The sequence below is a fragment of the Klebsiella sp. I138 genome (assembly GCF_051131765.1).
Taxonomy (GTDB): Bacteria; Pseudomonadota; Gammaproteobacteria; order Enterobacterales; family Enterobacteriaceae; genus Klebsiella.
On record NZ_CP180447.1, the window covers coordinates 5,105,549 to 5,129,957 of the forward strand.

28 protein-coding genes are annotated in these 24,409 nt (G+C 54.6%); 9 read left to right on the forward strand and 19 right to left on the reverse strand.

The genetic code is table 11. From position 1 onward, the window contains the following. Positions 1-9: 9 nt before the first annotated feature. From ACMYSK_RS23935 to ACMYSK_RS23955, 5 genes are all read right to left on the reverse strand, one after another. On the reverse strand, positions 10-549 hold the full coding sequence (locus ACMYSK_RS23935; RefSeq protein ID WP_434638925.1) for a fimbrial protein: 540 nt from the start codon (positions 547-549) through the stop codon (positions 10-12). 72 nt (positions 550-621) lie between these two features. After that, positions 622-1,170: a type 1 fimbrial major subunit FimA gene (gene fimA, locus ACMYSK_RS23940; RefSeq protein ID WP_434638927.1), complete on the reverse strand. Its 549-nt coding sequence runs from the start codon at positions 1,168-1,170 to the stop codon at positions 622-624. Positions 1,171-1,665: 495 nt separating this feature from the next. Beyond that, positions 1,666-2,262, reverse strand: a complete 597-nt coding sequence (gene fimE / locus ACMYSK_RS23945; protein WP_434638928.1) for a type 1 fimbria switch DNA invertase FimE — start codon at positions 2,260-2,262, stop codon at positions 1,666-1,668. Positions 2,263-2,799: 537 nt separating this feature from the next. Further along, positions 2,800-3,405 carry a tyrosine-type DNA invertase gene (locus ACMYSK_RS23950; protein WP_434638929.1) on the reverse strand — a complete coding sequence of 202 codons (606 nt, stop codon included), beginning with the start codon at positions 3,403-3,405 and terminating at the stop codon, positions 2,800-2,802. 1,063 nt (positions 3,406-4,468) lie between these two features. After that, on the reverse strand, positions 4,469-5,080 hold the full coding sequence (locus tag ACMYSK_RS23955) for a LysE family translocator (protein WP_434638930.1): 612 nt from the start codon (positions 5,078-5,080) through the stop codon (positions 4,469-4,471). 151 nt (positions 5,081-5,231) lie between these two features. Between ACMYSK_RS23955 and ACMYSK_RS23960 the strand changes: the two genes are divergently transcribed. Together ACMYSK_RS23960 and ACMYSK_RS23965 are read left to right on the forward strand one after the other, a co-directional pair. Then, a complete protein-coding gene (locus ACMYSK_RS23960) occupies positions 5,232-5,705 on the forward strand; it encodes an Lrp/AsnC family transcriptional regulator (RefSeq protein ID WP_434638931.1) in 474 nt (157 codons plus the stop codon). Positions 5,706-5,739: 34 nt separating this feature from the next. Next, positions 5,740-6,573, forward strand: a complete 834-nt coding sequence (locus ACMYSK_RS23965; protein ID WP_434638932.1) for an aminoglycoside 6-adenylyltransferase — start codon at positions 5,740-5,742, stop codon at positions 6,571-6,573. Between the two features lie 69 nt (positions 6,574-6,642). Here ACMYSK_RS23965 and ACMYSK_RS23970 read toward each other — a convergent pair whose 3' ends face one another. The 12 genes from ACMYSK_RS23970 to ACMYSK_RS24025 all read right to left on the reverse strand — a co-directional run bounded on the left by ACMYSK_RS23970 (position 6,643) and on the right by ACMYSK_RS24025 (position 16,816). Continuing rightward, positions 6,643-6,888 carry a hypothetical protein gene (locus ACMYSK_RS23970; RefSeq protein ID WP_434638933.1) on the reverse strand — a complete coding sequence of 82 codons (246 nt, stop codon included), beginning with the start codon at positions 6,886-6,888 and terminating at the stop codon, positions 6,643-6,645. 209 nt (positions 6,889-7,097) lie between these two features. After that, positions 7,098-8,366 carry an MFS transporter gene (locus ACMYSK_RS23975; protein ID WP_434644327.1) on the reverse strand — a complete coding sequence of 423 codons (1,269 nt, stop codon included), beginning with the start codon at positions 8,364-8,366 and terminating at the stop codon, positions 7,098-7,100. A 159-nt stretch (positions 8,367-8,525) separates the two neighbouring features. Further along, a complete protein-coding gene (locus ACMYSK_RS23980) occupies positions 8,526-9,020 on the reverse strand; it encodes a flavin reductase (protein WP_434638934.1) in 495 nt (164 codons plus the stop codon). 11 nt (positions 9,021-9,031) lie between these two features. Continuing rightward, positions 9,032-10,000 carry a PDR/VanB family oxidoreductase gene (locus ACMYSK_RS23985; RefSeq protein ID WP_434638935.1) on the reverse strand — a complete coding sequence of 323 codons (969 nt, stop codon included), beginning with the start codon at positions 9,998-10,000 and terminating at the stop codon, positions 9,032-9,034. 24 nt (positions 10,001-10,024) lie between these two features. Further along, positions 10,025-10,765, reverse strand: coding sequence for an SDR family NAD(P)-dependent oxidoreductase (locus tag ACMYSK_RS23990; RefSeq protein WP_434638936.1), 741 nt, complete (start codon positions 10,763-10,765; stop codon positions 10,025-10,027). A 7-nt stretch (positions 10,766-10,772) separates the two neighbouring features. After that, entirely contained in the window at positions 10,773-11,252 is a 480-nt protein-coding gene (locus tag ACMYSK_RS23995; protein WP_434638937.1) for an aromatic-ring-hydroxylating dioxygenase subunit beta, read from the reverse strand. Continuing rightward, positions 11,249-12,556 (reverse strand): aromatic ring-hydroxylating oxygenase subunit alpha, encoded by a 1,308-nt coding sequence (locus tag ACMYSK_RS24000; RefSeq protein WP_434638938.1) that lies wholly within the window; start codon positions 12,554-12,556, stop codon positions 11,249-11,251. Before ACMYSK_RS24000 ends, ACMYSK_RS23995 begins: the two co-directional genes overlap by 4 nt. Before the next feature lie 60 nt (positions 12,557-12,616). Continuing rightward, the gene (locus ACMYSK_RS24005; RefSeq protein WP_434638939.1) at positions 12,617-13,144 is read right to left on the reverse strand and encodes a nuclear transport factor 2 family protein; all 528 of its coding nucleotides are present in this window, start codon (positions 13,142-13,144) and stop codon (positions 12,617-12,619) included. A 3-nt stretch (positions 13,145-13,147) separates the two neighbouring features. Next, positions 13,148-13,492 carry an IacB protein gene (locus tag ACMYSK_RS24010; protein ID WP_434638940.1) on the reverse strand — a complete coding sequence of 115 codons (345 nt, stop codon included), beginning with the start codon at positions 13,490-13,492 and terminating at the stop codon, positions 13,148-13,150. 19 nt (positions 13,493-13,511) lie between these two features. After that, positions 13,512-14,678: an acyl-CoA dehydrogenase family protein gene (locus ACMYSK_RS24015; protein WP_434638941.1), complete on the reverse strand. Its 1,167-nt coding sequence runs from the start codon at positions 14,676-14,678 to the stop codon at positions 13,512-13,514. 164 nt (positions 14,679-14,842) lie between these two features. Then, positions 14,843-15,988, reverse strand: coding sequence for an amidase (locus ACMYSK_RS24020; protein WP_434638942.1), 1,146 nt, complete (start codon positions 15,986-15,988; stop codon positions 14,843-14,845). A gap of 357 nt (positions 15,989-16,345) precedes the next feature. Next, positions 16,346-16,816 (reverse strand): MarR family winged helix-turn-helix transcriptional regulator, encoded by a 471-nt coding sequence (locus ACMYSK_RS24025; protein ID WP_434638943.1) that lies wholly within the window; start codon positions 16,814-16,816, stop codon positions 16,346-16,348. 155 nt (positions 16,817-16,971) lie between these two features. Between ACMYSK_RS24025 and ACMYSK_RS24030 the strand changes: the two genes are divergently transcribed. Then, positions 16,972-17,928: a nickel/cobalt transporter gene (locus tag ACMYSK_RS24030; RefSeq protein ID WP_434644329.1), complete on the forward strand. Its 957-nt coding sequence runs from the start codon at positions 16,972-16,974 to the stop codon at positions 17,926-17,928. Here ACMYSK_RS24030 and ACMYSK_RS24035 read toward each other — a convergent pair. Further along, entirely contained in the window at positions 17,925-18,431 is a 507-nt protein-coding gene (locus ACMYSK_RS24035) for a MarR family winged helix-turn-helix transcriptional regulator (RefSeq protein ID WP_434638944.1), read from the reverse strand. The genes ACMYSK_RS24030 and ACMYSK_RS24035 overlap by 4 nt on opposite strands. A gap of 81 nt (positions 18,432-18,512) precedes the next feature. Between ACMYSK_RS24035 and ACMYSK_RS24040 the strand changes: the two genes are divergently transcribed. Then, a complete protein-coding gene (locus tag ACMYSK_RS24040; protein ID WP_434638945.1) occupies positions 18,513-19,385 on the forward strand; it encodes an EamA family transporter in 873 nt (290 codons plus the stop codon). Between the two features lie 95 nt (positions 19,386-19,480). On the opposite strand, the gene ACMYSK_RS24045 is transcribed toward ACMYSK_RS24040, so the two are convergent. Then, positions 19,481-19,693 carry a YdgH/BhsA/McbA-like domain containing protein gene (locus ACMYSK_RS24045; RefSeq protein ID WP_015585822.1) on the reverse strand — a complete coding sequence of 71 codons (213 nt, stop codon included), beginning with the start codon at positions 19,691-19,693 and terminating at the stop codon, positions 19,481-19,483. Between the two features lie 1,386 nt (positions 19,694-21,079). On the opposite strand from ACMYSK_RS24045, the gene ACMYSK_RS24050 reads away from it, so the two are divergent. The 5 genes from ACMYSK_RS24050 (at position 21,080) to ACMYSK_RS24070 (ending at position 24,407) form a co-directional block, all read left to right on the forward strand. After that, positions 21,080-21,406: an antibiotic biosynthesis monooxygenase family protein gene (locus ACMYSK_RS24050; RefSeq protein ID WP_434638946.1), complete on the forward strand. Its 327-nt coding sequence runs from the start codon at positions 21,080-21,082 to the stop codon at positions 21,404-21,406. Further along, a complete protein-coding gene (locus ACMYSK_RS24055) occupies positions 21,399-21,788 on the forward strand; it encodes an amino acid-binding protein (protein ID WP_434638947.1) in 390 nt (129 codons plus the stop codon). The genes ACMYSK_RS24050 and ACMYSK_RS24055 overlap by 8 nt, the downstream gene beginning before the upstream one ends. A gap of 6 nt (positions 21,789-21,794) precedes the next feature. Further along, a complete protein-coding gene (locus ACMYSK_RS24060) occupies positions 21,795-22,496 on the forward strand; it encodes an ArsR/SmtB family transcription factor (protein WP_434638948.1) in 702 nt (233 codons plus the stop codon). 504 nt (positions 22,497-23,000) lie between these two features. After that, the gene (locus tag ACMYSK_RS24065; protein WP_434638949.1) at positions 23,001-23,609 is read left to right on the forward strand and encodes a fimbrial protein; all 609 of its coding nucleotides are present in this window, start codon (positions 23,001-23,003) and stop codon (positions 23,607-23,609) included. A gap of 96 nt (positions 23,610-23,705) precedes the next feature. After that, positions 23,706-24,407, forward strand: coding sequence for a fimbrial biogenesis chaperone (locus tag ACMYSK_RS24070; RefSeq protein ID WP_434638950.1), 702 nt, complete (start codon positions 23,706-23,708; stop codon positions 24,405-24,407). The last annotated feature ends 2 nt before the right edge of the window (positions 24,408-24,409 follow it).

The window sequence follows — 24,409 nt, forward strand, 5'->3', positions numbered from 1 at the left end:
GCTGGTTAATTACTGATAGGTCAGAGAAAACCAGGCCTGAGCATTGGCGGCTCCGCCGGTAACCTGATGCCCGGTCGCCCGATATTTGGCGACAAAATGGAGCGTGGTGGGACCGGCATACAGCCGTGACCAGGCGCCCGGTGGCCCGTTGAGCGGGATCAGGCGATCTTCTTTATCGAACAGCGCGACGCCGATACCGGTTGCGATGCCGGGGCCTTCGCCAACCGAGAGCACGTCCGGATTTTTTCCATCTGCTACGCCATGAAAGGCGACACCCACCCGTTGACTGACGGCGGTGCTGCAATCCTGGAGATGGATATCGAAAGGAACAGGGTCAGTATCTTCCCCTGCCGAATGAAACCGATTGCTGCTGATCTGTCCCATGTTGACCGTCAACTGCTGGTCTCCCGCTTCAACGCGGCAGGATTCGGCAATAATGACGCCCTGAAAGCGCATATTTCCGCCGGGTAACGTCACATTCCAGTGGTTTCCGGCAAACGCGAGCGGCGACAGCAAAAATAGCAGCAGGCTTGATTTCATTCCTTGCATCGTTATCACCCCAGTCCTGTCGTGGATAACGGGCCATCCTGGCCCGAGCAGCGTCCTTGCGCGATGAGAGAATTATTCGTACTGCACTTTGAAGGTAGCGTCTGCGTTAGCCGTACCCGCGGTTGCCGCGCCAGTTGCGTAGTAGCGAGCCTGGAAAGGAATGATGTTGGTGCCGTCGTTCAGCGTGGTGGCTGCACCGAAGGTTGCGCCGTCCAGCGCCAGCGGGGTGCCGGTGCTGTCGAGGATCTGTACGCCAACGTTGGTTGCGCCGCCGGCTGCGGAGTTTTGCAGTGCCAGAACGGTGGTGTTGGTGCTGTCTACAGCAGTACCGGAGAACGCAACGGAAGCCTTGGTAGCGACGGTAGTATCGCAATCATCCAACTGGATGTTAAAACCAACCGCAGAGCTGGTGCTGCCTGCAGTGGCGAGCTTGGCTGAACGAACCTGGCCCAGTTGAACGGTCTGATCGATAGAGCCGGCATCAACTGCACAGGCTGCGTTGACCACTTCCCCTTTAAAATGCACTGTACCGCCATTAACCGTGGTGGTATCAGCCAGGGCCGCCGCGGAACTCAGGGACAGGGCTGACACAACAACGATTGCCAGTGTTTTGATTTTCATGCTTTTTTCCTTTAAACAATGTCGATATTACGAACCGAAATTGGCAGTCGTCGTGCCTTCCAGGCATTCCATGTATCAGCCGAATGGTTCGACTGCCGGCTCTGCGCAGTTTTCGCCCAACTGATGAGTCAATTGGGGCCATTTTGACTCATTGATATAAATGTCTGGTTTTTTGGTTTTTATGGTTTCTTTTTGGTTTATTAGTTTGGTGATTTTGATTTTGTTGGTTTTATTGGCTGTTTTTTTGTTACGGAGAGAATGGGTTACCGGGCGAAGTCAGAGAGGATGATATTGCGAGTAAGCGGAAAGGATGGAAAGATAAGTAAAGTTTCTTAAGGGTAAAACGTGATAATAATCAACCAGATGAATTTAATTTCTGGGAATATATGTACTTGCCAGTTGCAAAAGATTGCAAAACATTTTTATGATATAAACAGTTTGGCCCCAATTGACTTGTTCATTTTTAAATTTATCCTTATTTATCAAATGAATAAATCATTTCTTTTGACCATGAGAATTTTCTTCAAGCAGGTTATTTCTTTCCCATAATCCCGCGAAACGTGCGGCATTACTGGCGGTATAGCGTACGGTGTGCCGAATATTGCGGTGACCCAGATAATCCTGAATTAAACGTGTATCGGTGCCTCTTTCGGCGAGCTCATAGCCGCAGGCATGACGCAGCATATGCGGGTGAGTATGGGTGGCAGTTCCGGCTTCTTCCCCGGCGCTACGAATAATCCGATAGGCCTGCTGGCGGGAAAGCTGAGTACCGCGGCGCGAAATAAAAATCGCATTGGTTTGCTGTGCCGCTTTCCAACCTGCGCGAACCTGGGTCCAGCGGTCAATGGCTTCCAGTTCGTCGAATCGCAGTGGGTGGATGGTCGAAAATCCGTTCTTCAACCGGCGGACGTTGATGCGCCCCTCATTGAGATCAAGATCGCGATAATGCAGATCGAGCAGCTCGCTGATGCGCATCCCGTGACGAAAAGCCAGCAGGATAAGACAATAATCCCGCTCTCCGGTTGGACCTTGCCGTGCCGCCAGCATCATTGCCTGAACTTCTTTGGCGGTAAGAAAACGACGTCGATTCACAATACATTGCTCCTGAAATTTATTTGAACGAAGGCAGCGCCCTGAAGCAATTATCAGGACGGTTAAAAAATAATCCGCAGTGTTAATGGCGTATTATATAAAAGTACAGATACAGTTCATTCTTCACGTTGCCATGATGTTGGAGCTGTAAAAATAGATGGTCACATTACATTTACACATAGTTAAAATATCGCCACGCGATAAATCTTATTTTTATAGATTTTAAGGCATATCACAACAGAAGCCGCAGGGCTTCTTGCCAGGTACATCAAATCACAGGGAAAAAAGTTATTGGCGACGCAATTTTAGACGGAAAATATAATGCTGAATGGTTTAATCAGACAATAAATAACGAATTGAAATCCTGAGTATTTACAAGGGTATCGACAGGTAACGTATTATGAACGAAATAAGAACTTGCGGGAACAATAATCATAATTAACGCATGGTTAATATTTATTAATGTTTTTAGTAACAGCTGTTCAATTTAACGCCATCCATGGCGTCAGGCGTCAAGGCCTTGTGATCCCAAAACGGTCATTGAAAAATGCGGTTCCGCTGCTTCTCTTTAGTATTGTCCCAGATGCCGTAAAAGCGACCGGCATTGCTGGCGGTATACCAGACGGTATGGCGGATATTACGATGGCCCAGGTAGTCCTGAATAAGGCGGGTATCAATGCCCATATTAGCCAGCGCAAATCCGCACGAATGGCGGAGCATATGCGGATGGATCTCAATCGTTAATCCGGCGGTACCTCCGGAAGATGAAATAATCTGGTAAAACTGCTGTCGGGAAAGCGGATTGCCTTTGCGTGATAAAAACAGCCATTCACTGTCGGCATGGGGATAGGTTTTTCGAATATCCAACCAGTTTTTGAGTGCCTGAATTTCTTTATTCAGCAACGGGTGGGTAGTGGAAAAACCTTTTTTAAGACGATGGATATAGATACACTTTGAACGTAAATCAATATCGGAAATTTGCAGGCGGCAAATTTCACTGGCACGGAGCCCATGAATAAAGCAGAGTAATGTCAGGCAATAATTACGAGCGGCATGTGCTCCGGTATTTGCTGCTTTAAGAAGCGACTCAATCTCATTTTGAGTGAGGAAGTTCCTTTTTTTGATATCGGCATTATTCTTCATTATATTCCCTTTTAATTGCAGGCGTACATTACGTTCTGTTCGTCTTCGTCAGGCCAGTATTGTTGTCCGATTGATATTCTTGTCGTTTATTTTTCGCCATAGCGTCAGGTACTTTTTAAAACGAATAACGTTCTCCAGCGTGTATCATGCTGAACCGGGTCATCTGAAGGCAGGGATTTAGTTGAATCATGAAGTATCTCCACTCTCAAGAACGGGGGGATTCACGTAACATGATGAAATAAATATTTTTTTGTTAGTAAATGATACGGCTTCTGGGGGTTTCCATGTTCTGCTCATTCTTCATTCCTCCTGGTTGCGCACGCCGGGGATACGGAGGCGCAGGGCACCGGTCTGGCGTTAGTCAGACGGATATAAACATCCTTATTCATGTCGCTATGCCGCGAGATATCATAGTTTCCCGGTCTCGTAGACGACGGGAATGGATAAATCATCTCCTTGTTCTCCCTTGTCGCTTCAGCGCAGGTTGAATGATTGTGTGTCGAGAGAGTTAATAATAAAACGCTCGCTAACCCGCCAAATTCCTCACAAAAGGGAACCCGGCCCTGGGTCAGGTGAATATTCCGCGAGACGTTTCACAAAACGCGAGGAACGATATACTCGGCCGGATAGAATTCACTACACCAATGCAACAGCGATTAAACCATACTGCAAAATTATGCTTTAGAATAGTAATAATAAGCCCGGAAACAAAAGAGCCCCTGCCGACAGGGCTTAATTTCTGCCGGGAGCCGGCGGCGGATTTCGCAACCATATGATGGGGAAAATGCGGAGATTTATGATTTTACTGGAATCTTTTGGAGTTTTTATTTTAGAGGTTGAGGTTATCTTATTGTTTATTAAGGTGTATGTTTTCACTTCAGTAGAGATTACTGGAGTTGTCTGGAGCCTGCCATGGGCATTTGAGTGAGACGGCATTTTTTACGCCGAATAGATGCCAGAACCCGCCGTGAAATATTCAGCTCTGCTGACTCACCCCTGTCACGAGGGCACAAATAACTTAAATACGGTGTAAATTTATTTTGCTCATTCAGTATCTGGCGCATTATTTCAGCTGGCTGCAGAATAGCAGAACGGCTATCGCCACCATAATCGCCCCGGAAGTCATACTGACTCTTCTTGCTACCGCTGGCCGGGTGGCTAATAGTCTTTTTGACCCGTAACCCACCAGGAAATAGATAAGCGTGCAGGTCAGCAGGTGGATACTCCCCAAGGCTGACATTTGCAGTGCAACAGGCCAGCGCCCTTGGGGATCGGTAAATTGTGGCAACAGGGCGAGGAATAAAAGGAAGACTTTTGGATTCAGCCCGCTAATGCATAGTCCTTTTAGCGCCCAACGGTTCCAGCTTCCGGCCTGTTGTGTTGCGGCATCAGGCGCAGAAGGATGACGCAAAATCGCGATCCCCAGCCACAGCAAATAGGCTGCTCCCAGCAGGGTTATCAGCGACAGTACCAGCGGATGTCCGGCGATCGCCACGCCGATCCCGGCGATCACGATAACCGCCGCCAGCAGGTGCCCGGACATCAGCCCGATTACCGCGGGGATCACCCGCTGTCCGTTAATGCCGGCGCTGATGGTGTAGGCCCAGTCGGCACCGGGAGTGATGATAAGCAGGAAGGAGACAACCCAGAACCCGGCGATGAAACTCATTTCCATGGTGCGTTTTCTCCACCGTGGCTTAAGGTATTGTGCATAACTGTCTCCCGCTCGTATTCGTGTTCTGTAGAGGAAAAGAATATCGGCATTTACGGGAAATGAGCTTTCAATGTTATGCTGAAAACCACCTGTTAAAGAGAAAATCTTCCAAATGGACAGCATAGATCGAAAAATTATTGCTGAGCTGCAATCCGATGGCCGCCTGTCGATTACGGAACTGGCCGAACGGGTCAATTTGAGCCTGTCGCCCTGCCATCGGCGGCTACGTGCCTTAGAGCAGGAAGGCGTTATCACCGGCTACCGCGCCAGTCTGGATCCCATCAAAATGGGCTTTAACTTTCTGGCCATCGTCTTTGCGACGTTAAAAGAAGGCGATAAAAAAGCGGTAAGCGCGTTTGAAGAGGCGGTTGAAGAGATCCCCCAGATCGTGCTGGCCCAGCGGCTGTTCGGTGACCCGGACTATTTGATGCACGTCGTCACTCGGGATCTGCCGGCCTTTCAAAAACTCTATGATGATAAGCTCTCCGCGATGCCCGGCGTGCAGCATCTGCGCTCGACGCTGGTGATGAAAACCGTGGTGCAGGATCGCCCCTTTCCCCTGGAAAGCTTAAACCCGCCGCGTTGAGCCGCCCGGTGGCCGTATTTGAGGACAGAAAATAATGGAAGCAGAGAGTCAGCGTTCGCAGCTGGCCGCACGGATCCGCACGTGGGCGCACGGGAACGATAACGTCCGGGCGCTGGTGCAAACGGGATCGCTGGCGCGCCGGGACGGGCTGGTGGATGCCTTTTCGGATCTGGATATGGACATTATTGCCCAGGATCCGGTCGGGATGGCTAAAAACGATGACTGGATCCATCGCTTCGGCGAGGTGATCACGATCCTGCATCTTGATGCCGTGGACGCGCAGTCCTGGCCTACGCGGCTGGTTATTTATGCCGGTGGCATTAAAGTCGATTTCACGCTGGCGGGGCTGGCGCGTCTACAGAAGATGGCGAGCCCCGCGGGGCTGGATCCGCTCTACGAACGAGGTTATCAGCTGCTTGTTGATAAAGACGCCTTCGCTAAAGCACTTCCGGCGGCGACGTACCGCTTCCCGGTTCATGCCATGCCTGACGAGCAACGCTTTCTCGCACGTGTTGAAGAATTTTGGTTTGAGGCGTTCCATGTTCCCCGCTATCTGGCCCGGGATGAGCTCTTACTGGCTAAGCAACGCGACGGGACCATGAAAGAGCTGCTGCTGGAAATGATCGAGTGGCACGCCATCGCCCGTCACCCCGAGCCGGTTGATATCTGGCATCTGGGGAAGGGGATCCGGCACTGGGCGGGAGAAGCTATCTGGGCAGAATTACAGGCCACTTATGGCCATTTTGATGCGTCGGATGCGCGGCGAGCTTATCAGGCAACCACGGCGCTTTATGCCAGACTGGCCAGAGAGGTCGCCCGTATTCAAGGCTGGCCTTACCCGGAAAGCGTAGAGCGGGCGCTGCGTTAGACCTCAGGCGCCGCCGATGACGGGAGCGAAGGCAGGCGTGGACACCGCGCCTGCCCGTTGGTGCTTAACTTACCATTTTTCGTCGCGGGCATCCTGGCGGCCATCGCGACGGTTATCGCGTTTATCATGGCGGCAGTTGGCGTTGCTTTTGTTGTTGTCTTTGACGCACTGTTGTTTGACATCACGTCCACCCTGGCGGGAATCCTGACGGGTGTCCCGTGCGTCCTGGCGGTTATCACTGCGGTAAGTTGCCTGGGCCGACAGGGCTGGCAGCAACAGCGCCGCAGTAACCAGAGAGAGAATGAGCTTTTTCATAAATGTTGCCTTTCTGATAAACCAAACAGCTGATATATGAATAATAATTAAGCGCTATTGTGACGTGGAAATATTTTTTATCTCTCAGCAATAACTGCCTGTTTATTCATTGTTTTGTTTAAAATTAAATTTGTCAGAGGCGAGTGTTTCCCTCAGGTGGGGTTGCCGGGCCAGCATGTACTCCTGTGGACTGACCCGGTTTGTGCGCTCTACAGGGCCGGCAGCCGCTGACGGGGGGCGGCGGGCTGGCGAATGCTGAACAGCGCCACCAGAGCCAGCAGAGCAAAGGCCAGCAACATCAGCGCCACGGGCACGTAGCTATCCCATTTTATCAAAAATGCGACCGCCAGCATCGGGCTTATCCCGCCGGAGATAACGGCTCCAATCTCATGGCCGAGCGCCAGGCCGGTATAGCGCACTTCCACCGGAAACAGCTCCGCCATCATGCACGGCTGAGCGGCGATCATCGCCCCGTGACACACCGGCAGCGCCAGCAGCATCGCCAGCAAAATAGCCGGGAAACTATGCATCTGCAGGAGCCAGAAGAACGGAAAAGCAACCAGCGCCATGCCTGTCACGCCGATATAATAGAGCGTTTTCCTGCCGATACGATCCGACAGCCAGCCCCAGGCGAGAATGGTGACGATCTCTACCGCCATTGCAATGGTCACGGCGGCAATCACCTGGCTGGTTTCAATGCCGATATGTTTGCAATAGACCACTGAAAAGGTGAAAAAGATGTACACCGCGCCGTTTTCCGCCAGCCGCAGGCCAATGGCCTGCAATATCGCTTTCGGATGATGTTTAAAAGCGCTAAGCACCGGCAGCTGCGCCTCTTCTGGCTGCGTTTTGCGGGCGACGAACTCGGCATTTTCCTCGATGTTGCGCCGGATATAGACCCCCACCAGAAAGATAAACAGGCTCAGCAGGAAGGGGATGCGCCATCCCCAGGCCAGCACATCTTCCTGCGGCAGCAGCTGTACCAGATAGAAAGCCAGCGACGAGAGGACAAAACCGCCGGACACTCCCACCTGGCTCCACGCGGTGTAGTAGCCTTTTTGTTTTTCCGGTGCATTCTCGCTCAGCATCAGTACGCCGCCGCCCCATTCGCCGCCGGAGGCGACGCCCTGAACGAAGCGCAGGCTAATTAAAGCGATCGGCGCCAGTACACCAATATGTTCGTAGGTTGGCAGCAGGCCAATCAGGAAGGTACTGGCGCCCATTAACGTCAGGGTGATAATCAGGGTCATTTTGCGGCTGTATTTATCGCCGAGATGACCGAAGGCGATACCGCCTAGCGGCCTGGCGATAAAGCCGATGGCGAAGCCGGAAAAGGCCAGGAAGGCCCCGAGCAGCGGATCGTCGGTTGCCGGAAAAAATAGCGGACCGAAGACCAGCGCTGCCGCCGTACCGTACAGAAAAAAGTCATACCATTCCAGGGAGTTACCCAAAAAAGAGCCGATAATCAACTTGCGCATTGATTGGGGCTTGCTGACCGGCGTCTCGCTCGCAGTTCCAGACATCACATGTACTCCAGTGCAGGTGAAAAGAGGGCGCCGAAGGGCCGGCGCCATGATGCAACCCGACTCTTACCGGGGCGGCATAATGCGATAGGGTATTTTGAGTTATGGTGAACCTTAGCGGTACGGTTGCGCGCTAAGGGTATGGAACTGGCGGTTGAACCACACCAGACCGTCGCCGGCCTGCTGATGGCGAATCTGTCTGACTTCGCAATAAAACACGCTGTGACTGCCCACTTCATGGCTGGTGGAAATAGTGCAGTCTACATTGGCGACGGCGGAGGCCAGCACCGGCGAACCGGTTTCCAGCGTCAGCCACTGGTCATGCAAAAAACGCGCCTCCGAACGCAGCTGACTATTGGCGAAAACGCCGGAGAGGTCCTGATGCTGAGCGGAGAGCACGTTCACACACAGCACGCCGTTCTCTTTAAACTTGCTATGGGCAAAAGAGGAGCGGTTCATACAGACCAGCAGTGTCGGGGGGGAATCGGTGACGCTGCATACGGCAGAGGCGGTAAAGCCAAAGCGGCCTGCCGGGCCATCGGTGGTGATTATCGTAATGGCACTACCCAGCTGTGCCATGGCGTTACGGAAATCAGATGTCAGGTTCATAGCGGTATCCGTTATTTCAGTTTGACGTATTCGAAGCTTTCGATAACCAACCGGGGCGTTTTGGCCCGCGAACAGCACAGCAGAATCTGGTCGTTAGCTTCGCGTTCTTCATCGGTTAAATACTCGTCGCGGTGGTCCGGCACGCCGCTGCACACGTTAGCGAGGCAGGTTCCGCAGACGCCCTGTTCGCAGGAGACTTTGACCTTGATCCCCGCTTTTTGCAGCGCGGCGACGATGGTTTCGTTCTCCCCGACGGCAACGGTGACGCCCAGTTCAGGGACGTCGACGGTAAAGCTGTCGCCGCCGGTTTCCACTTCCCGGTTAAAGAATTCCTGATGCAGCCGTTCGGGCGGGTAGCCGCAGCCGCGCGCCGCATCGGTTATTCCGCCCATAAACCCTTCCGGGCCACAGACGTAGACATGGGCGGCGGCGTGATGCGGAGCCAGCACCTCTTCTGGGCGGAATCTTTGCCCTTCGTCGCTGATATGCAGATGGACACGGTCGCTAAAGTGACAGTCTGCCAGCTCGTGCAAAAAGGCCATCCCGTCGCGGTGGCGTCCGCAATAGTGGATCGTGAACGATTTTCCGGCGCGGAACAGCGCATCCGCCATCGCCAGCATCGGCGTAATCCCGATCCCGCCGCCAATCAGCAGGCTATAGCTGGCGTTCATCTCAAGAGCAAACAGATTGCGCGGCGGGCTGATAACCACCGTTGCGCCGACCTGGAGCTCGTGCGCCGCCAGCGATCCCCCGCGCGATGCCCGATCCCTGAGAATACCCAGACGATACAGCTCCGGATGATGGGGGCTGCTGCACAGCGAATACTGGCGAACGATCCCTTCACCGAGATAGAGATCGATATGCGCCCCGGCGCTAAACGGCGGCAGGGGAGATCCGTCCAGCGAGGTCAGCGTCAGGACCGCCACATCAGCGCCCTGGATTTCGCGTTCTGCGACGCGTACGGTCAGTGTTTCAGCCATCTTATTTCTCCACCCTGACAGGGCTTAACGCATATAAATGCCGCCGTTAATATCCCAGGTTGCCCCGGTGATAAAGGTGGCGGTCGGAGCGGCCAGCAGTTCGACCGCCCGGGCAACCAGCAGCGGATCGCCAAGGCGCTTCATGGGGATCATCTCCAGCAGCGCCGGCATTTTTTCTTCCGGTACCGCCGCGTGAACGGAAGGTAAATCGAGCGGGCCAGGGGCAATGGCGTTGACGCTGACCCCGGCGGCGCTCAGCGCACGGGCGAACACTTTCGTCAGCGTCAGAATGCCGCCTTTCGACGCCGCATAATGGGCGCCAGAGGCGGTGCCGCCGTTTTGCCCCGCCAGCGAAGCGAGGTTGATAATGTTGCCCTGTCGACGTTCGCTAAAATAGCGGCCGACGATCTGACAGCCGAGGAAGGTGCCCCGCAGATTGGTGCTGGTGACGCGATCGAACTCCTCAACGGAGATCTCCATGATCGGCGTGGTCAGGGTGAGCGCGGCATTGTTGACCAGCACATCCAGCTCGCCAAAATGCGCGCAGATCTGTGCCAGCGCGGCGTGAAATTGATCGGGTTCGCGGATATCCAACGCCAGAGGCAGCAGTCGCTGCCGATCGGCATCGATCTCTCGGGCGCTTTCGCACGCAGCGTCGAGGGAGATATCCGCCATTGCTACCCGATAGCCCTGCTGCCACAGATGGCGGCTAATCGTCAGCCCCAGGCCGTTGGCCGCGCCGGTTACTAATACGGTTCTTGTCATTGCCGCCTCACAGGATGTAGCCAATGCTATGCAGATAGTCGTCGCCGTTAATCAGCCGGACGACCTTCTGCGCGATCAGAAAGCGATCACCCTGCGGGACCAGGGTGTAGCTCAGGTCAGCAACGTAATGGTGCTCGTTACCTTTGCGGTATTCATACAGAAACTGGGCGCAGCGGATCTCAACGCGCTCGTCGCTGGCATCGGTCAGGCGATGGCGGCCGGTCATGCGAATGGTGCGTGCGCGCGGTGTCGTCGAGATTGACTCGCCGCTGTACAGCCGATGGACGCGCTTTTCGCGCATGGCCTGATTGTCATAGGCGTAATTCAGCGCGTTGGCGAAATCGGTGGTCTGCTGGTCGACCGGAATGATGTACATCCCCTGCGGCTGCCACAGCGCCAGCCATTCGCGGAACTCACCCTGGTCGAGCAGATCTGCTTCATGATTAATAAAGTGAATGGCGGCGGTTAAGATCTGTTGTGCGCTCATTGTTGCCCCCGGCTTTCTGCGGTCATGTACTTTTTCCATTGCTGATAGGCGGCGCGCATGCCGGTTTCGGCGCTGACGTCGCTGCGCAACCCATCGGCGGTGCGCGTTTCACCCGGCAGACCGCGATTGAGCATGATCCACAGATCGTGACCCGCGCCCCCGCCGCGCTGAACGCGCTCCCAGGCCTCGGAGTCGTCCGGTGTGCCAAAGCCCATCGGGCCCTGGAAGTGTTCATGCATCCGTAGACGTGCCTGGTTGGCTATCGCCGGGCCATCTTTCATGGTCAGCACCACGTGGTGGATTTCGGTTTCCTGCACCGAGACGGGTTGCAGGACGCGGAAGAATGCCATCGAGCAGGCGATGTTGGGGAACAGGTTCAGGTTGAAACCGCTGCCTCCGACTGCGCGGACGATGCGACGAACCTGCAATTCTTCGTGGCCTTCTTCACGCAGCGCCTGAGCCAGTTCGAGGAAACGGTCCGGCACCGGCGCGTCGAGGTTCTCCTCAAGGTCAATCAGTTCCGGGATCATCACCATCACGCTATGACCGTTGCCGAGGTCTTCGACAAAGCCTTTGCCGTCGACGAAGTTGAGCATCTCTTCCGTTTGCTTATCGACCGAGCTAAGGAACGACTTGTGCACGATGGGGAAGTGATAGCCATCGGTGGTATTTTCCAGCTGAATCTTCCAGTTGCCTGGGAAACGGAAGCGGTGAGCGGTGGTGGCTTGTAACGGGTAGCCCGCCCCCTGTTTCATAAACAAATCCATCCACTTCATGGCCGGCCCGAGGAAGTCGGTCAGCGGTTCCATTTCGTGGTTGAAGGTGGCGAAAATCATCCCCGCATAGCTTTCGCTACGCAGACGCACCATGCCGAGCTGGTCTTTTTCCAGGGTATCGCCGTAGCTTTCCGGATGTGGCACGCCGCGCAGGGCACCGTCGAGGCCGTAGCCCCAGCCGTGATACGGGCAGACGAAGCTGTTGGTTTTCCCGCTGCGATGTTCGCAGACCGTTGCGGCGCGATGGCGACAGCGGTTAAGCAGAACGTTGATATTGCCTTTGCGATCGCGTACCACGATGACCGGCTGTGTTCCGACCATAGAAGACTTAAAGCTACCCGCGTCGGGGACTTCACTTTCGTGCCCGACCCAGACCCAGGTCTGGTTAAAAATTTTCTCAATCTCCAGGGCGAAAATATCGCCGGAGGTATACAGCGAGGTGTGAACCCGGTCAGACTGCACCAGGGTGGACAGCGCGGCGGCGTCGTAGCCGCTCTCAATATTTTTTACCGGAATACATTCAGACATTGCTTAATCTCCTGAGCCTCCGTGATGTTTCAGCGGGCAGACGCGTGGCTGCCCGGGAAATCATTCCGGGGACTGCGTAGTGTCAGGGACAGGTAAATCCGCCTGCGAGTGCCAGTAATCCACCGGGCGACTCAATAAGTTACGGGTGGTGAAATGGTCTATGAGCCAGCGTGCGTCTGCTTTTTTAAAGCGAATAACCAACTCCGCGCTGTTGAGATGCGATCCTCCGGCGCGGAAAGTCGAAACCTGCAACATTTTCCAGCGTCCGATGGCTTCACTCTCGGCGCAAATATCAATATATTCGGCCGTTAAATAGTGAACGTTAATGGCAAAGTGCGACGGTTCACTAATATATCTGGCCATCATTCGGGCAATATTTTGGCGTCCGGAATAACGCCCCAGCTTGTCTTGATATAAACTACCAATGCCTTCCCAGACCGCCTCTTCGCAAAATAAGTCAGCAATCTGTCGGGCAATATCCGGATGGGATAAATCGTCGCATAAATGCATATACTGACTCATCAGGTTGCGGATTTGATTGGCCGCTTCGAGTTTGTCCAGACGCTGCAGGCACTGTTCTGTATTCATGGGTTAGGCCTGAATAATTAATTCACGCCCGGTACGGGCTTCGACTTTGCAATATTTCCACAGACGGTCTGGCCCCAGGCCGACCTGAACGCTGCGAAACAGATTGCAGGCGGCGGTGACGGCGTCAAAATCACGTGCGTCGGCAAGGACGTAGGTGGTCCACGGCCAGCCGGTAGACGGCCCGACCATGACCCGATCGTCATCCATGTTGCCAATAACTTGAATGCCGTCGGTGTGTTCAATGCCTTTCATCATCTCGCCGAACGCGGCCCAGACCTGCTTGCCGACCTCCGGGGTGGCATCGAAAAAGTTCTGATTTACGCCAATACAAAATAGAACGCGGATCATCGTCATACTCCTTAAAGGGTTATAAATAGCCGGGCAGCGGCGGGTGGCCGAAGAACATATTTCCGGCGTTGATGTAGGTCAGTTCGCCCATAAAGGCGTGCTGAGTAATGACCATGGTGTCGCGAGCGTAGCGCTGGAGCGGGCTGCGCATGGTAATACCGGGCATTCCGGCCAGCTTTAGCGCGCGGGTGGTCACGGATGAAGAGACGCGGGTGACGTGCGTCGACGACAGACGCAGGGCGCTGATCATCCCTTCATCGGGCTCATCACCGCGTAAAATGACCTGCCAGACATCGTCAATGGCGTCGTAAAACCAGCAGCGGGCAGAGCGCAGCTCCGCTTCGCAGTGGGCAATGTCCATCTGCGCGAACTGGCGGTCGGCCAGGCAAGGGGCGCCGGTGACCGAACTTTGGCGCTCGGCGATGGCGTAGATTTCTCCGAGTGCGGCGCGGGCGATACCCAGCGCCACCACGGAGAGTACCTGCGTCGCCAGCGACAGCACCGGGTAGCGATACAGGGCGCCGTCGAGATTGAGTTCGCCACCGCGGATAAAGGTCCACTCCGCGGGGACAAAAGCATCCTTGAGTACCACGTCGTGACTGCCGGTGCCCGCGAGACCCACGGTATTCCACACCGGATCGATGGTGAAGCTAGCGGCGGGTAGGACCGCAATGCGCGGCAGCGGGCGGGCTGAGCCATCGTCCGGCAGAATGCCGACGCCAATCAGCTCGGCCCCGGTGCAGCCGCTGGCGAAGCTCCAGCGCCCGCTGATCTGAAAGCCACCGTCCTGAGCGATGGCGTTCTGCGGGGGAAAAATACCGCCGGCAAATACGACATCCGGACCGTGGCGGTAGATCTCATCCAGCGTGCTCAGCGGCAGGCCGCCAAGATAGAAGGGGTTCATCCCAAAGCTTGCCACCCATCCGGCGGAGCCGTCGGCGGTAGCGATGGTTTCAATCAACTGGCAGAATTCTGCCGGCGAGATTTCATCGCCGCCATATTGCGCAGGCACCAATGCACGGTAAACACCAATATTTTTAAAACGCGAAATAATATCGTGAGAGATATATCGCTGTTGTTCAAACTCCTCGCTGCGATTTTTTAATTCGCCGAGTAATTCGTTTAATGCATTATTGCTGGCGAGCGGGGTCTTTTCCGCGCGCAGAGTGGCAGATGAATTTAACATGCGACTGAGCCTCTTCCAGTTAAATAGAATAAACTTTTATACCCGGTATATTTCAGGCGGTGCGCGCGTGGCGACATCCATTTACCTGAACCACGGTCGTGCAGCGGTTCGGCAGCGTGAATTATTTAGGGCTTATTATTTTATTTGGCCTGCGAGTCTGACTTTTATGGCAATTTCGCCATCAGTGATTCAGCAAAACAGAGTAATTCAAATTCTTTATTTTTCCCGGCAACGATTTGTAGGGCTACCGGCCGCTGGTTTATCTCGCCGACGGGAAGCGTCAGCGCCGGATGACCGCTTAAATTAAACGGGCGTACCAGCCGGGTCAGGTTTACCACATTGAGTGGATCCGCCGCCTCTTCCAGCGTCGGCGGGCAGGCCGGCAGCGTAGGCAGTAAAATAAACGGCGTACGGGCCAGTTGAGCATCGACCGCGTCGGTAAACGCCTGGCGAGTGCGCTCTGCCGCCTGGCGCTGAGCCGGGCTAATGTCAGCGCCAGCGCGAATGCGCACCGCGACATCCCGGGCCAGTGCAGGCTCCTCAACGATGGAATGAAAGGCCTGCCAGTTTTCCTGGGCGATGATCGTTAGCCCCGCCTGATGCGCTTCGGCGAACCCTGTCAGCATCGCTTCCGTGGGAAGGAGCCCCGCCTGTGCCAGACGGGCGCGAATCAGCTGTTCAATATCTGCCGTGGCCTGGCCGAAGAGGAACGCCGTGGCCGCGGGGTAAGCGCCAGCGGCAGGGGCGACTTCGCCAAGGACCCGCTCCAGCACCGGGCGCAGCGTCGCAACCTCGCGGCTGAAAAAACCAACGCAATCCAGGGAGCTGTCGGCGGGCATCACCCCTTGGCGGCTCACGCGCCCCCATGTCGGTTTCAGACCCACAACCCCACAGCAGGCGGCTGGCATGCGCACGGAACCCCCGGTATCAGTGCCAATCGCAAAGTCGACCTCCCCGGCGGCCACCACGGTTGCCGAACCACTTGATGAACCGCCGGGAATCAACGCCGGATAGTGCGGGTTGACCGGCGTTCCGCTCCAGGTATTGATCCCGGTAACGCCAAAGGCCAACTCATGAAGCGTCGTTTTTCCCCGCAGCTGACACCCGCTATCCAGTAGTCGTTGAATCACCGCCGCGTGTACTTTCGCTTCCGGGGCATCTTGCCGTACCGGGCTGCCTGCACGAGTGGGGTAGCCCGCGATATCGAGAGTATCTTTGGCCGCAAACGTCAGCGCTCCGCTACCCAGCGTAAAGCGCGAGATAAACCCGGAATGTGCGGACGTCCTGCCTGTGCGATGTTCATTAGCCATGGTTCACTTCCCGTTTAGCGATACCCGGTGAAGGACGGGTGTATAAAAAACAGACTGAACTGAATCTGAGATAATCTTGTCATTAAAACTTGAAACTTCAAGTAATTTGTAACGTATTTTTCACATCGTTTTTGGCTATAAGAACATTTTATAAACAAACAATAATTTTTAATTAATTGATTTTTATCTTTATTTTGTGGTGCCTGTATTTTAATCTCTTGAGGGCTGTCACAAAATAAACCGCAAAATATAAGTTAATAAAATGATAAAAAAGCGTGCGAAAAACGAGGGGTAAGGTGATAGCACGATAATAACCTTTTTCTTTAAATGGCCATTATCGTGTCGTCAGAAAGGAAATCAGTCGTTGAGGTTATGGAGCAGCAGAGACAGAACGTGGTTCATTTTCTTTTCTTGCGCTGGCGTAATGCCTTTAAATGCCCGGGCGAACACTTTTTGGCTCAGCACCTGGGCCTCGGCAACTTTTGCCTGACCTGCGGGCGTGAGCTCCGCTTCCGTGACCCGACCATCGCTGGTGCTGACGTGGGTGGTCAGCAGTCCGTCGTCACGCAGGCGGCCGACGATTTTGGTGACGGTGGGCATTTTACTGACGGCGTATTCGGTGATGCGGGAGATACTGGCCCTGTGATACTGATGGACCAGCATCAGCACCCGGAAGCGGGAAAGATCGATGTCGATTTTTTTTAATTCGATCTCCATCAACTGCGTATACTTTGCATAAACGTTGACCACCCAGAAGAAGGGAAATTCTTCTTTATGAAAGCGGCTCTCGTGGCTGTCTGGTTGCGCTGATGCGTTATTGTGTTCCACAAGCCTCTCCTTGCCCGACGACGGTAGAATGGGCTGATGGTATGCGTATTTAGCGGGCAATGCAAAATGCAATCGACGGGGAACAGGGCAGGCTGGCGGGCGCTCTCGCCGGGACTGCCGGGTGGAAATTCAGACTCACTTAATGGCTAAAAATGATGACAACTCGCACTCTGACACGTGACTGGCGCCTGCTGTCGCTGGGGTTGCCGCTCCTGGTCCTGCTGTGGGGCGGGCTAGCGCTACATGCGCATTGGGGGGCTTTTCTTCAGTGGTGCCTGGCAACGCAAATCACCCTGCATCGCTACCTGGTGATGTATCTTTTACAGCTTAACAACCATCAATATAGCGGCGGGATGTGGCTGCTGGGCGGGGCATTTCTGTATGGCGTTCTGCATGCCATTGGCCCCGGGCACGGTAAATTTATCGTCACCACCTACCTCAGTACCAATCAAGAGAGCCTGCTGGCCGCGAGAGTGGTGCCGTTTCTTGGCAGCCTGATGCAGGGCGTGAGCGCTATTCTGTTTGTCTTTATTCTGGCGGTGGGACTGAACCTTGCTTCCGGCGACCTCAGCACCAGTCGCTGGTACGTGGAGAAAATCAGCGCGCTGATGGTGGGCGCCTTTGGCGCGTTTGTGATTTATCAAACGCTTAAGGGGCTGCGGCCGCGAAAAATGGCCATCAGCGCCCTGACCCCGCTGGACGAACATAGCGAAAACTGCGGCTGCGGGCACCACGGCGTTGGCCGCGAACTGGCGCATGTTGACTGGAAAACCCGGGTCGGCGTTGTGCTGGCAATCGGCGCCAGGCCCTGCAGCGGAGCGATAATGATCCTGCTGTTTTCTAATGCGTTAGGGATCGTTAGCTGGGGCATTGCCGCAGTGATGACGATGTCATTGGGGACGGCTTTATCGATTCTCGGCCTCTCGCTGGCGGTGCGCTATGCGCGTGAGCGGGCGGTCAGCCTGTTTGCCGGGAATAGCGGCCATCTGACATGGCTGGTACCGGCGGTAAAAATTGCCGGCGGGGCGATCCTTATTTTATTTGCCTGCGTGTTGTTTCTGACCGTGATCCCGATGAGCGCCAACGGCGATTATATTGCCGCCGGTTGTTAGCGCGCTTCCAGCAGGCGCATAAAGACCGCAAGCGCCTGATCCAGCTGCTGGCGCTGCTCTGCTGAGAGCCCGGCCAGCAGCTGGCGTTCGTTTTCCACGTGGCTTTCCACCGCCTCATCGATTCGCTCGCGTCCCTCTGGCGTCAGGGCGACCAGCAGACTTCTCGCATCGTCCGGGTCAGGTAATCTGGTGATAAAGCCCCGTTTTTCCAGTGCCTTAAGGCGATGCGTCATGGTGCCGGAGGTGATCATCAGCGTGGAAAAAAGCTGGGTCGGGGAGAGGATAAACGGTGCGCCGGCCCGGCGAAGCGTAGCCAGCATGTCAAATTCCCAGCGCACCAGATCGTGGCGGGTAAAGGCGGTTTCTATCCGCGGCTCCAGCAGCATGGCACAGCGCTTCAGGCGACCGAGGGGGCCCATTGGGCTGCAATCCAGATCCGGGCGCTCCCGTTTCCACTGTTCAAGAATACGATCTACGGCGTCAGCCTGGGATGATTTGTCCAATTGTGCCCACTTATCTTGATATCAAGACATTTATCGATACATACTTTAGCGACTAACTTACCTTGATATGAAGATAAAATCATGACCTTTTTCTCGCGCTCTCCCGCTGTCGATTTGCTGCTGACTGCCTTAGCCCCGGCTATCTGGGGGACGACCTACATCGTGACCTCCCAGTTTCTGCCGCCGGACAGACCTTTTATCGCCGCGCTGCTGCGGGTGCTCCCGGCGGGGATCGCGCTGCTCATCTGGTGCCGCTGTCTTCCTCTGCGTAATGAGTGGTGGAAGCTTGTTGTCACCGGGGTGCTCAATATCGGTGCCTTTCAGGCGCTGTTGTTTATTGCCGCTTACCGTTTACCCGGCGGTCTGGCTGCGGTGATTGGGGCAATCCAGCCGCTGCTGGTCATGATGCTGGCCTGGTGTGTGGACAGGCAGCGTTCGCCGTGGATGGCGGTACTCTCGGCATTCACCGGTATTATCGGCATGGCACTGCTGCTGCTTTCGCCGCATACGGTACTGGATCCGCTGGGGATTATGGCGGCGTTTTCAGGCGCGGTCAGCATGGCTCTGGGCACCTGGCTGTCCCGCCGCTGGGCGATTTCGTTACCGGTTGTGGCGCTGACCGGCTGGCAACTGCTGATTGGCGGTGCGGTGCTGGCGCCCGTTGCGTGGTGGGTTGATCCGCCGCTGCATGGGGTGACATTGACCCAGGCTGCCGGCTATCTGTGGTTGTGCGTCGCCGGGGCAATGCTGGCTTACGGGTTATGGTTTCGCGGGATTAGCCGTCTGCCTTCGGTCGCGGTGTCCGCACTCAGTCTGCTGAGTCCGGTAACGGCAGTGCTTCTGGGCTGGATCTTTCTGGGACAGAGGATTGAGGGTGTGGCGCTGGTGGGGTTGATCGTGGTGTTGCTGAGCGTGTTGTCGATTCAGCGTGCATTAACAAAAAAAGCCCCATAAAGGGGCCCGACATTGCTGCATGGTTATTGTGAAGCGGGAGCGAAACGGGCCGCCGTCAGGCGGCCAGTCCGGCAGCTCCCTCTGCAACCATTCTCTTATTTGGACAGCTCAGCGGTCATATGAACCTGATTACCGGTATAGGCTTCGGTAATGTGGTAAGACGCGCCCTGATCTTTAGCGATGGTCGCAATTTTTGCTTCTGCGCTGTCCAGAGTATCAGCGGTAACGCTGACCGGGTGCTGAGCGAAGCTGGCGAAAGAAACCAGAGAGAGCATACCGGCAGCGGCAAGTAATTTTACGTTTTTCATGGTGTTTTTCCTTTTAACTTTTTAGGTGGAAAGCGCTGTGCTTTCGATGGGTTTATAATAAGCCTGCTAACTATAACAGGCGTTGCAAAAAGTGCGATTTAGATCACACTTTTGTGGCGGTAAGATGACGAAAAGTGGATGGTCTCTGTATTTTTTAAATAAAAAACAATTGGTTGATGTGCATTCTGGCGAGCGCGATGAATTAAAAAAATGTTGCTATGGCTGCGTGTTTATTTGAAAAGCATCGAAATGCATTGCTTGCATGAATGTATTAGGGGGGAGAGCCGCATTTTTTATGGTTTATCGCGGACCAGGGGAATGCCGGTAAACGGTGGTTTGCGCGAAGCTTTGTTGTTGCCAGAACGGTGGAATGTTCCGTTCACCACACGTCCCGCGCCTCTCTGTAACCTGCGCGACAGATGAACGGCCCAGGGCCGGTTTCGCCCGGCCCTGGGAACCCGGCATTTCGGCAAGAAAAATCGTCGCTTCGCGATACCTTCGTCTCCGCCGTCTGGCTGTTCGGGGACGGCAAGATGTCACTTCCCTGTAAGGCTTGCCTCCGCCAGCATCCCTGCTGGCGGCCCCGGTCAGTCGCCTGCGTCTCAGCGATTTTTAGCTGCGCCACCCCCCTGCGGCATGTCCTGATATTCCATGCTGACCATTCTGCCGCTGAAAAACCTTCAGCAATGATATCGCGACGGGACGGCCAAGGGATGACAGCTCGGGGGGTAAGGCGCGTCAGGAAAACGGGCGGGAACGCAGGTGCGCATCCAGGACTGGCCGCCAGGACAAAAACGTCGGAAGCGTTTTTGAACGACGTTGACGTCGGCCCCGAAGGGGGGAGTCCCAGGGACGGGACGAATAAGGCGGCCAGAGGGCAGGTCGAGACAGGGACGTTGAGTCCAGCCCGGTCCGCCAGATGAAGCCGGAGTGGAGCATACCGCGCAGCGGCCGTTTTCAGCACAATGCCGGGGGTCATGGGGGGCGAGCGAAACGCCCCCCATGCCGTTCACCCGCAGCGGGTGCGAGAAAAGTGCCGGATTCATCGTGAACGGAACATGCCACAAAAGTGAACGGAATACTCCACAGAACACATGCACCGAAGTACGAAAAACACCTTCACGCGAACCACCGTAAAAATGAAATCCCTGACTTAAGGCTATCCGGCAGAGAGGTTGAAAGCTGGTTGCACCGTATAAAACATCGGCAATCTTTGTGAGATGACTAATTCTTACCCCACTGCCGGATCGGTCAAGCGACCGTTAAACGAGCGGCATTAGGGAAGGGCCCATTTTTTAGGGCGGGCATACTTCGCTTCGCGGCGAAGTATCGGGCAGTGTTGGTACGATAAAGTGGCGTCACGACTGATTGAGGAAGGACGACACGATGATTGCGGTACTCTTTGAAGCCGAAGTTACTCCTGAAAAACAGGCCCGGTATCTTGCTCTGGCGGCGGAACTGAAGCCGTTGCTCAGCACGCTTGACGGCTTTATCAGCATTGAACGTTTTCAAAGCCTGACCACGCCAGGCAAGATCTTGTCCCTTTCCTGGTGGCGTGATGAAGAGGCGGTGCAGGCCTGGAAAAATAATCTCTGCCATCAGGCGGCTCAGGAAGAGGGCAAGGCGCATATTTTTGCCTCTTACCAGATTCATATTGTGCAGGTTATTCGCGGCTGGGGTGCAGAAAGGCGGGAGGGGCACGGCGATGTATGATATTCATGTGATTCTGCCGAATCGCCCCGGCCAGTTGGCCCTGTTGGGGCAAACCCTGGGCAAACATGGCGTGGGACTTGAAGGGGGCGGCGTTTTCACCGTCGGGAATCAATGCCATGCTCATTTTCTGGTGACTGACGGGGAGCGGGCCCAGGCGGTGCTGGAACAGGCGGGGATCCCGGTGGCGGGCGTTTACCTGTCGCTAATTCGCCGTTTAAAACAGGAACAGCCCGGCGAGCTGGGGGCGATAGCTCACGCCCTGGCCGGGCACGGGGTGAATATCCTGACTCAGTACAGCGATCATGCTAATCGTTTGATTCTGGTGACCGATAACTTTTCACTGGCGCAGGACGCCACGCGTTCCTGGGCCACCACGTTGTGAGGCACTATGCTAAAACCTGACCACGTTATTGCCGATGATGAGTCGTTGGCCGTTGCCATCGCGGCGGTGGCGTCCGCCATGGCCGATGCTTCACGAGTGAAAATGCTCTGCGCATTAATGGATGGTCGCGCGTGGACTGCAACGGAACTTGCGACGGCGGCCGAGGTTTCGGCCTCGACCGCCAGCGCCCATCTCAGCCGTCTGGTCAGCGGTCATTTGCTGGTTTGTCTGGCACAGGGCCGGCATCGTTATTACCGGCTGGCGAGCGCCGATGTTGCCGGGCTGCTGGAGAATATGATGGCGATGGCCGGAAAAAACGCAATTGTGCTCACCACCCGAACCCCGGTGAATTTGCGTACGGCGCGAACCTGCTACGATCATCTTGCCGGTGAAGTGGCGGTGGACATCTATGATTTTTTATTACGTGAAGCGTGGATCGCTGCGGACGGGAGTGCGCTGACGGCGAACGGTGAGGCGCAGTTTGCCCGTTTAGGGATGACGTTGCCGACCGAAAGTCGGCGCAGGGTGTGCTGCGCATGTCTGGACTGGAGCGAGCGGCGTTTCCATACCGGCGGCGCCGTAGGGGCCGCATTGTTACGCCATGGCCAGCAAAAAGAGTGGTTCACCCTGACGCCAGGATTTCGCGAGGTGAGCATCACACAGAAAGGCAGGAAGGCGCTGTGCCAGTACTTTCACCTGCCGCTGTAACGTGCCGCAAACTCCAGGCCGCAGGTGGCAATCCCTGCGGTTGCAGCGAACGTTTTTTATTAGACAATTCTTCGCTATTTCAACATCCCCTGTCACCGTATTATTCAGATTGTTCTCTATAGCCAGCGGATCGCATTATTTGGCATGATACTCTTTGCTCCATATATATCTCCTGCGCCTTACTCCTCCTGATGTAAATCACTTTTTATTCGTTTTTAACTATTGTTAATCGTTCATCAATAGCTAAAATTTATCATCATCCCGATGTAACAAGTTATAAGCAAATGTATATTTGTTGGCGAAAAATAGCATTCTTTGACGCCGACAGCATTAACGAATTCTTTAAAAAGAGTTCGCGTCCTGACGCCTTAAATATTGCGGCTTCCGGTCAGTCGAAGTTTCTATTCACAGTTGCACAAGTGAGCATCGCATAACGCTTCTGACTATTGTGCAGGTTTACTGTTGGTTTATTGATATAAAACTCACTCTGACAAGGAAATGGCAATGAAAAAGGTTCTTCTCTCTGCAGCTATGGCTACGGCATTTTTCGGTATGACTGCGGCAAATGCTGCTGATACAACCGTTGGCGGTGGCCAGGTTAATTTCTTCGGTAAAGTTACCGATGTATCTTGTACTGTTTCCGTCAATGGCCAGGGTAGCGATGCTAACGTTTACCTGTCTCCGGTTACCCTGACCGAAGTTAAAGCTGCCACTGCTGATACTTACCTGAAACCTAAATCATTCACCATTGACGTGTCTGATTGCCAGGCTGCAAACGGTGACAAACAAGACGATGTGAGCAAACTGGGTGTGAACTGGACCGGCGGTAACCTGCTGGCAGGCGCAACGACTCAGCAGCAGGGCTACCTGGCGAACACCGAAGCCTCTGGCGCGAAAAACATTCAGCTGGTTCTGTCCACTGACACAGCTTCTACTCTGACCAACAAAATTATCCCAGGCGTGAGCACTCAGCCGAAAGCGAAAGGCGACGCAACGGCAGTTCAGGACGGCGCACGCTTCACTTACTACGTTGGCTATGCAACCAGCACCCCGACTACTGTCACCACCGGTGTGGTTAACAGCTACGCTACCTACGAAATTACCTACCAGTAATTATCGTCTGGAAATAAAACCGCCTTTATCCGGGGCGGTTTAAAACAATAATAAAGCGGCAATGGCTGCCGCTTATTTTTTTCTTCTGAGGTCAGCATGAAGCATATTGTCCTTTTTTTCTGTTTCATTTTTAGTTTTGCGGCCAATGCCAACAATATTATCGTCAACGGCACCCGCTTTATTTATCCTGGAAATGAAAAAGAAATAACGGTACAGCTTTCTAATACCGCAGAACGTCCGGCCCTGGCGCAGGCCTGGCTGGATAACGGCAATGCCGATGCCACGCCGGATACGATTACCACACCATTTATTATTACCCCACCTATTTCGCGCGTTGATGCGAAGAGCGGTCAGACATTACGCATTAAATTGGGTAGCGCGGCCGGGCTGGCACAAAATAAAGAAACACTGTGGTGGCTGAATCTGCTGGAAATACCGCCGGTGGAGGCCAGCCAGAAAAATGAAGGGCAGAATATCCTCCAGTTGGCGATCCGTTCGCGCTTTAAGTTTATCTACCGTCCGACCGGACTGGGCAACCGCGACGCTGCGCCGGAGAAATTAGCGCTTTCAGCCAGCGGTAGCACCCTGTCAATCAGCAACCCTACGCCATTTTATCTCACCGTGAGCCGTATTACCCGCGACGGTGGCAAAGCTCTGAACAGCAAAACGGTGATGCTTGCTCCGCAGTCCAGTCAGACCGTTGCTCTCTCTTCCGCCGTGAACCGGGGTGAGACTCTGACTATCAATAATATCAATGACTATGGCGCAGATGTGGCAGTGAAAGTAGCCGTTAAATAAGG

What these genes read in the sequence shown, in the direction of transcription:
- ACMYSK_RS23965 (WP_434638932.1), top strand. Translation starts at nt 5,740, where the DNA reads ATGGAAGCAGAGAGTCAGCGTTCGCAGCTGGCCGCACGGATCCGCACG.
- ACMYSK_RS24015 (WP_434638941.1), bottom strand. Translation starts at nt 14,678, where the DNA reads ATGTTAAATTCATCTGCCACTCTGCGCGCGGAAAAGACCCCGCTCGCC.
- ACMYSK_RS24030 (WP_434644329.1), top strand. Translation starts at nt 16,972, where the DNA reads ATGACAACTCGCACTCTGACACGTGACTGGCGCCTGCTGTCGCTGGGG.
- ACMYSK_RS23980 (WP_434638934.1), bottom strand. Translation starts at nt 9,020, where the DNA reads ATGAACCTGACATCTGATTTCCGTAACGCCATGGCACAGCTGGGTAGT.
- ACMYSK_RS24040 (WP_434638945.1), top strand. Translation starts at nt 18,513, where the DNA reads ATGACCTTTTTCTCGCGCTCTCCCGCTGTCGATTTGCTGCTGACTGCC.
- ACMYSK_RS23995 (WP_434638937.1), bottom strand. Translation starts at nt 11,252, where the DNA reads ATGAGCGCACAACAGATCTTAACCGCCGCCATTCACTTTATTAATCAT.
- ACMYSK_RS24000 (WP_434638938.1), bottom strand. Translation starts at nt 12,556, where the DNA reads ATGTCTGAATGTATTCCGGTAAAAAATATTGAGAGCGGCTACGACGCC.
- ACMYSK_RS24020 (WP_434638942.1), bottom strand. Translation starts at nt 15,988, where the DNA reads ATGGCTAATGAACATCGCACAGGCAGGACGTCCGCACATTCCGGGTTT.
- ACMYSK_RS24065 (WP_434638949.1), top strand. Translation starts at nt 23,001, where the DNA reads ATGAAAAAGGTTCTTCTCTCTGCAGCTATGGCTACGGCATTTTTCGGT.
- ACMYSK_RS24050 (WP_434638946.1), top strand. Translation starts at nt 21,080, where the DNA reads ATGATTGCGGTACTCTTTGAAGCCGAAGTTACTCCTGAAAAACAGGCC.
- ACMYSK_RS24045 (WP_015585822.1), bottom strand. Translation starts at nt 19,693, where the DNA reads ATGAAAAACGTAAAATTACTTGCCGCTGCCGGTATGCTCTCTCTGGTT.
- ACMYSK_RS23975 (WP_434644327.1), bottom strand. Translation starts at nt 8,366, where the DNA reads ATGCGCAAGTTGATTATCGGCTCTTTTTTGGGTAACTCCCTGGAATGG.
- fimA (WP_434638927.1), bottom strand. Translation starts at nt 1,170, where the DNA reads ATGAAAATCAAAACACTGGCAATCGTTGTTGTGTCAGCCCTGTCCCTG.
- ACMYSK_RS24010 (WP_434638940.1), bottom strand. Translation starts at nt 13,492, where the DNA reads ATGATCCGCGTTCTATTTTGTATTGGCGTAAATCAGAACTTTTTCGAT.
- ACMYSK_RS23955 (WP_434638930.1), bottom strand. Translation starts at nt 5,080, where the DNA reads ATGGAAATGAGTTTCATCGCCGGGTTCTGGGTTGTCTCCTTCCTGCTT.
- ACMYSK_RS23990 (WP_434638936.1), bottom strand. Translation starts at nt 10,765, where the DNA reads ATGACAAGAACCGTATTAGTAACCGGCGCGGCCAACGGCCTGGGGCTG.
- ACMYSK_RS23960 (WP_434638931.1), top strand. Translation starts at nt 5,232, where the DNA reads ATGGACAGCATAGATCGAAAAATTATTGCTGAGCTGCAATCCGATGGC.
- ACMYSK_RS24060 (WP_434638948.1), top strand. Translation starts at nt 21,795, where the DNA reads ATGCTAAAACCTGACCACGTTATTGCCGATGATGAGTCGTTGGCCGTT.
- ACMYSK_RS23985 (WP_434638935.1), bottom strand. Translation starts at nt 10,000, where the DNA reads ATGGCTGAAACACTGACCGTACGCGTCGCAGAACGCGAAATCCAGGGC.
- ACMYSK_RS24055 (WP_434638947.1), top strand. Translation starts at nt 21,399, where the DNA reads ATGTATGATATTCATGTGATTCTGCCGAATCGCCCCGGCCAGTTGGCC.
- ACMYSK_RS23950 (WP_434638929.1), bottom strand. Translation starts at nt 3,405, where the DNA reads ATGAAGAATAATGCCGATATCAAAAAAAGGAACTTCCTCACTCAAAAT.
- ACMYSK_RS23970 (WP_434638933.1), bottom strand. Translation starts at nt 6,888, where the DNA reads ATGAAAAAGCTCATTCTCTCTCTGGTTACTGCGGCGCTGTTGCTGCCA.
- ACMYSK_RS23935 (WP_434638925.1), bottom strand. Translation starts at nt 549, where the DNA reads ATGCAAGGAATGAAATCAAGCCTGCTGCTATTTTTGCTGTCGCCGCTC.
- ACMYSK_RS24070 (WP_434638950.1), top strand. Translation starts at nt 23,706, where the DNA reads ATGAAGCATATTGTCCTTTTTTTCTGTTTCATTTTTAGTTTTGCGGCC.
- ACMYSK_RS24005 (WP_434638939.1), bottom strand. Translation starts at nt 13,144, where the DNA reads ATGAATACAGAACAGTGCCTGCAGCGTCTGGACAAACTCGAAGCGGCC.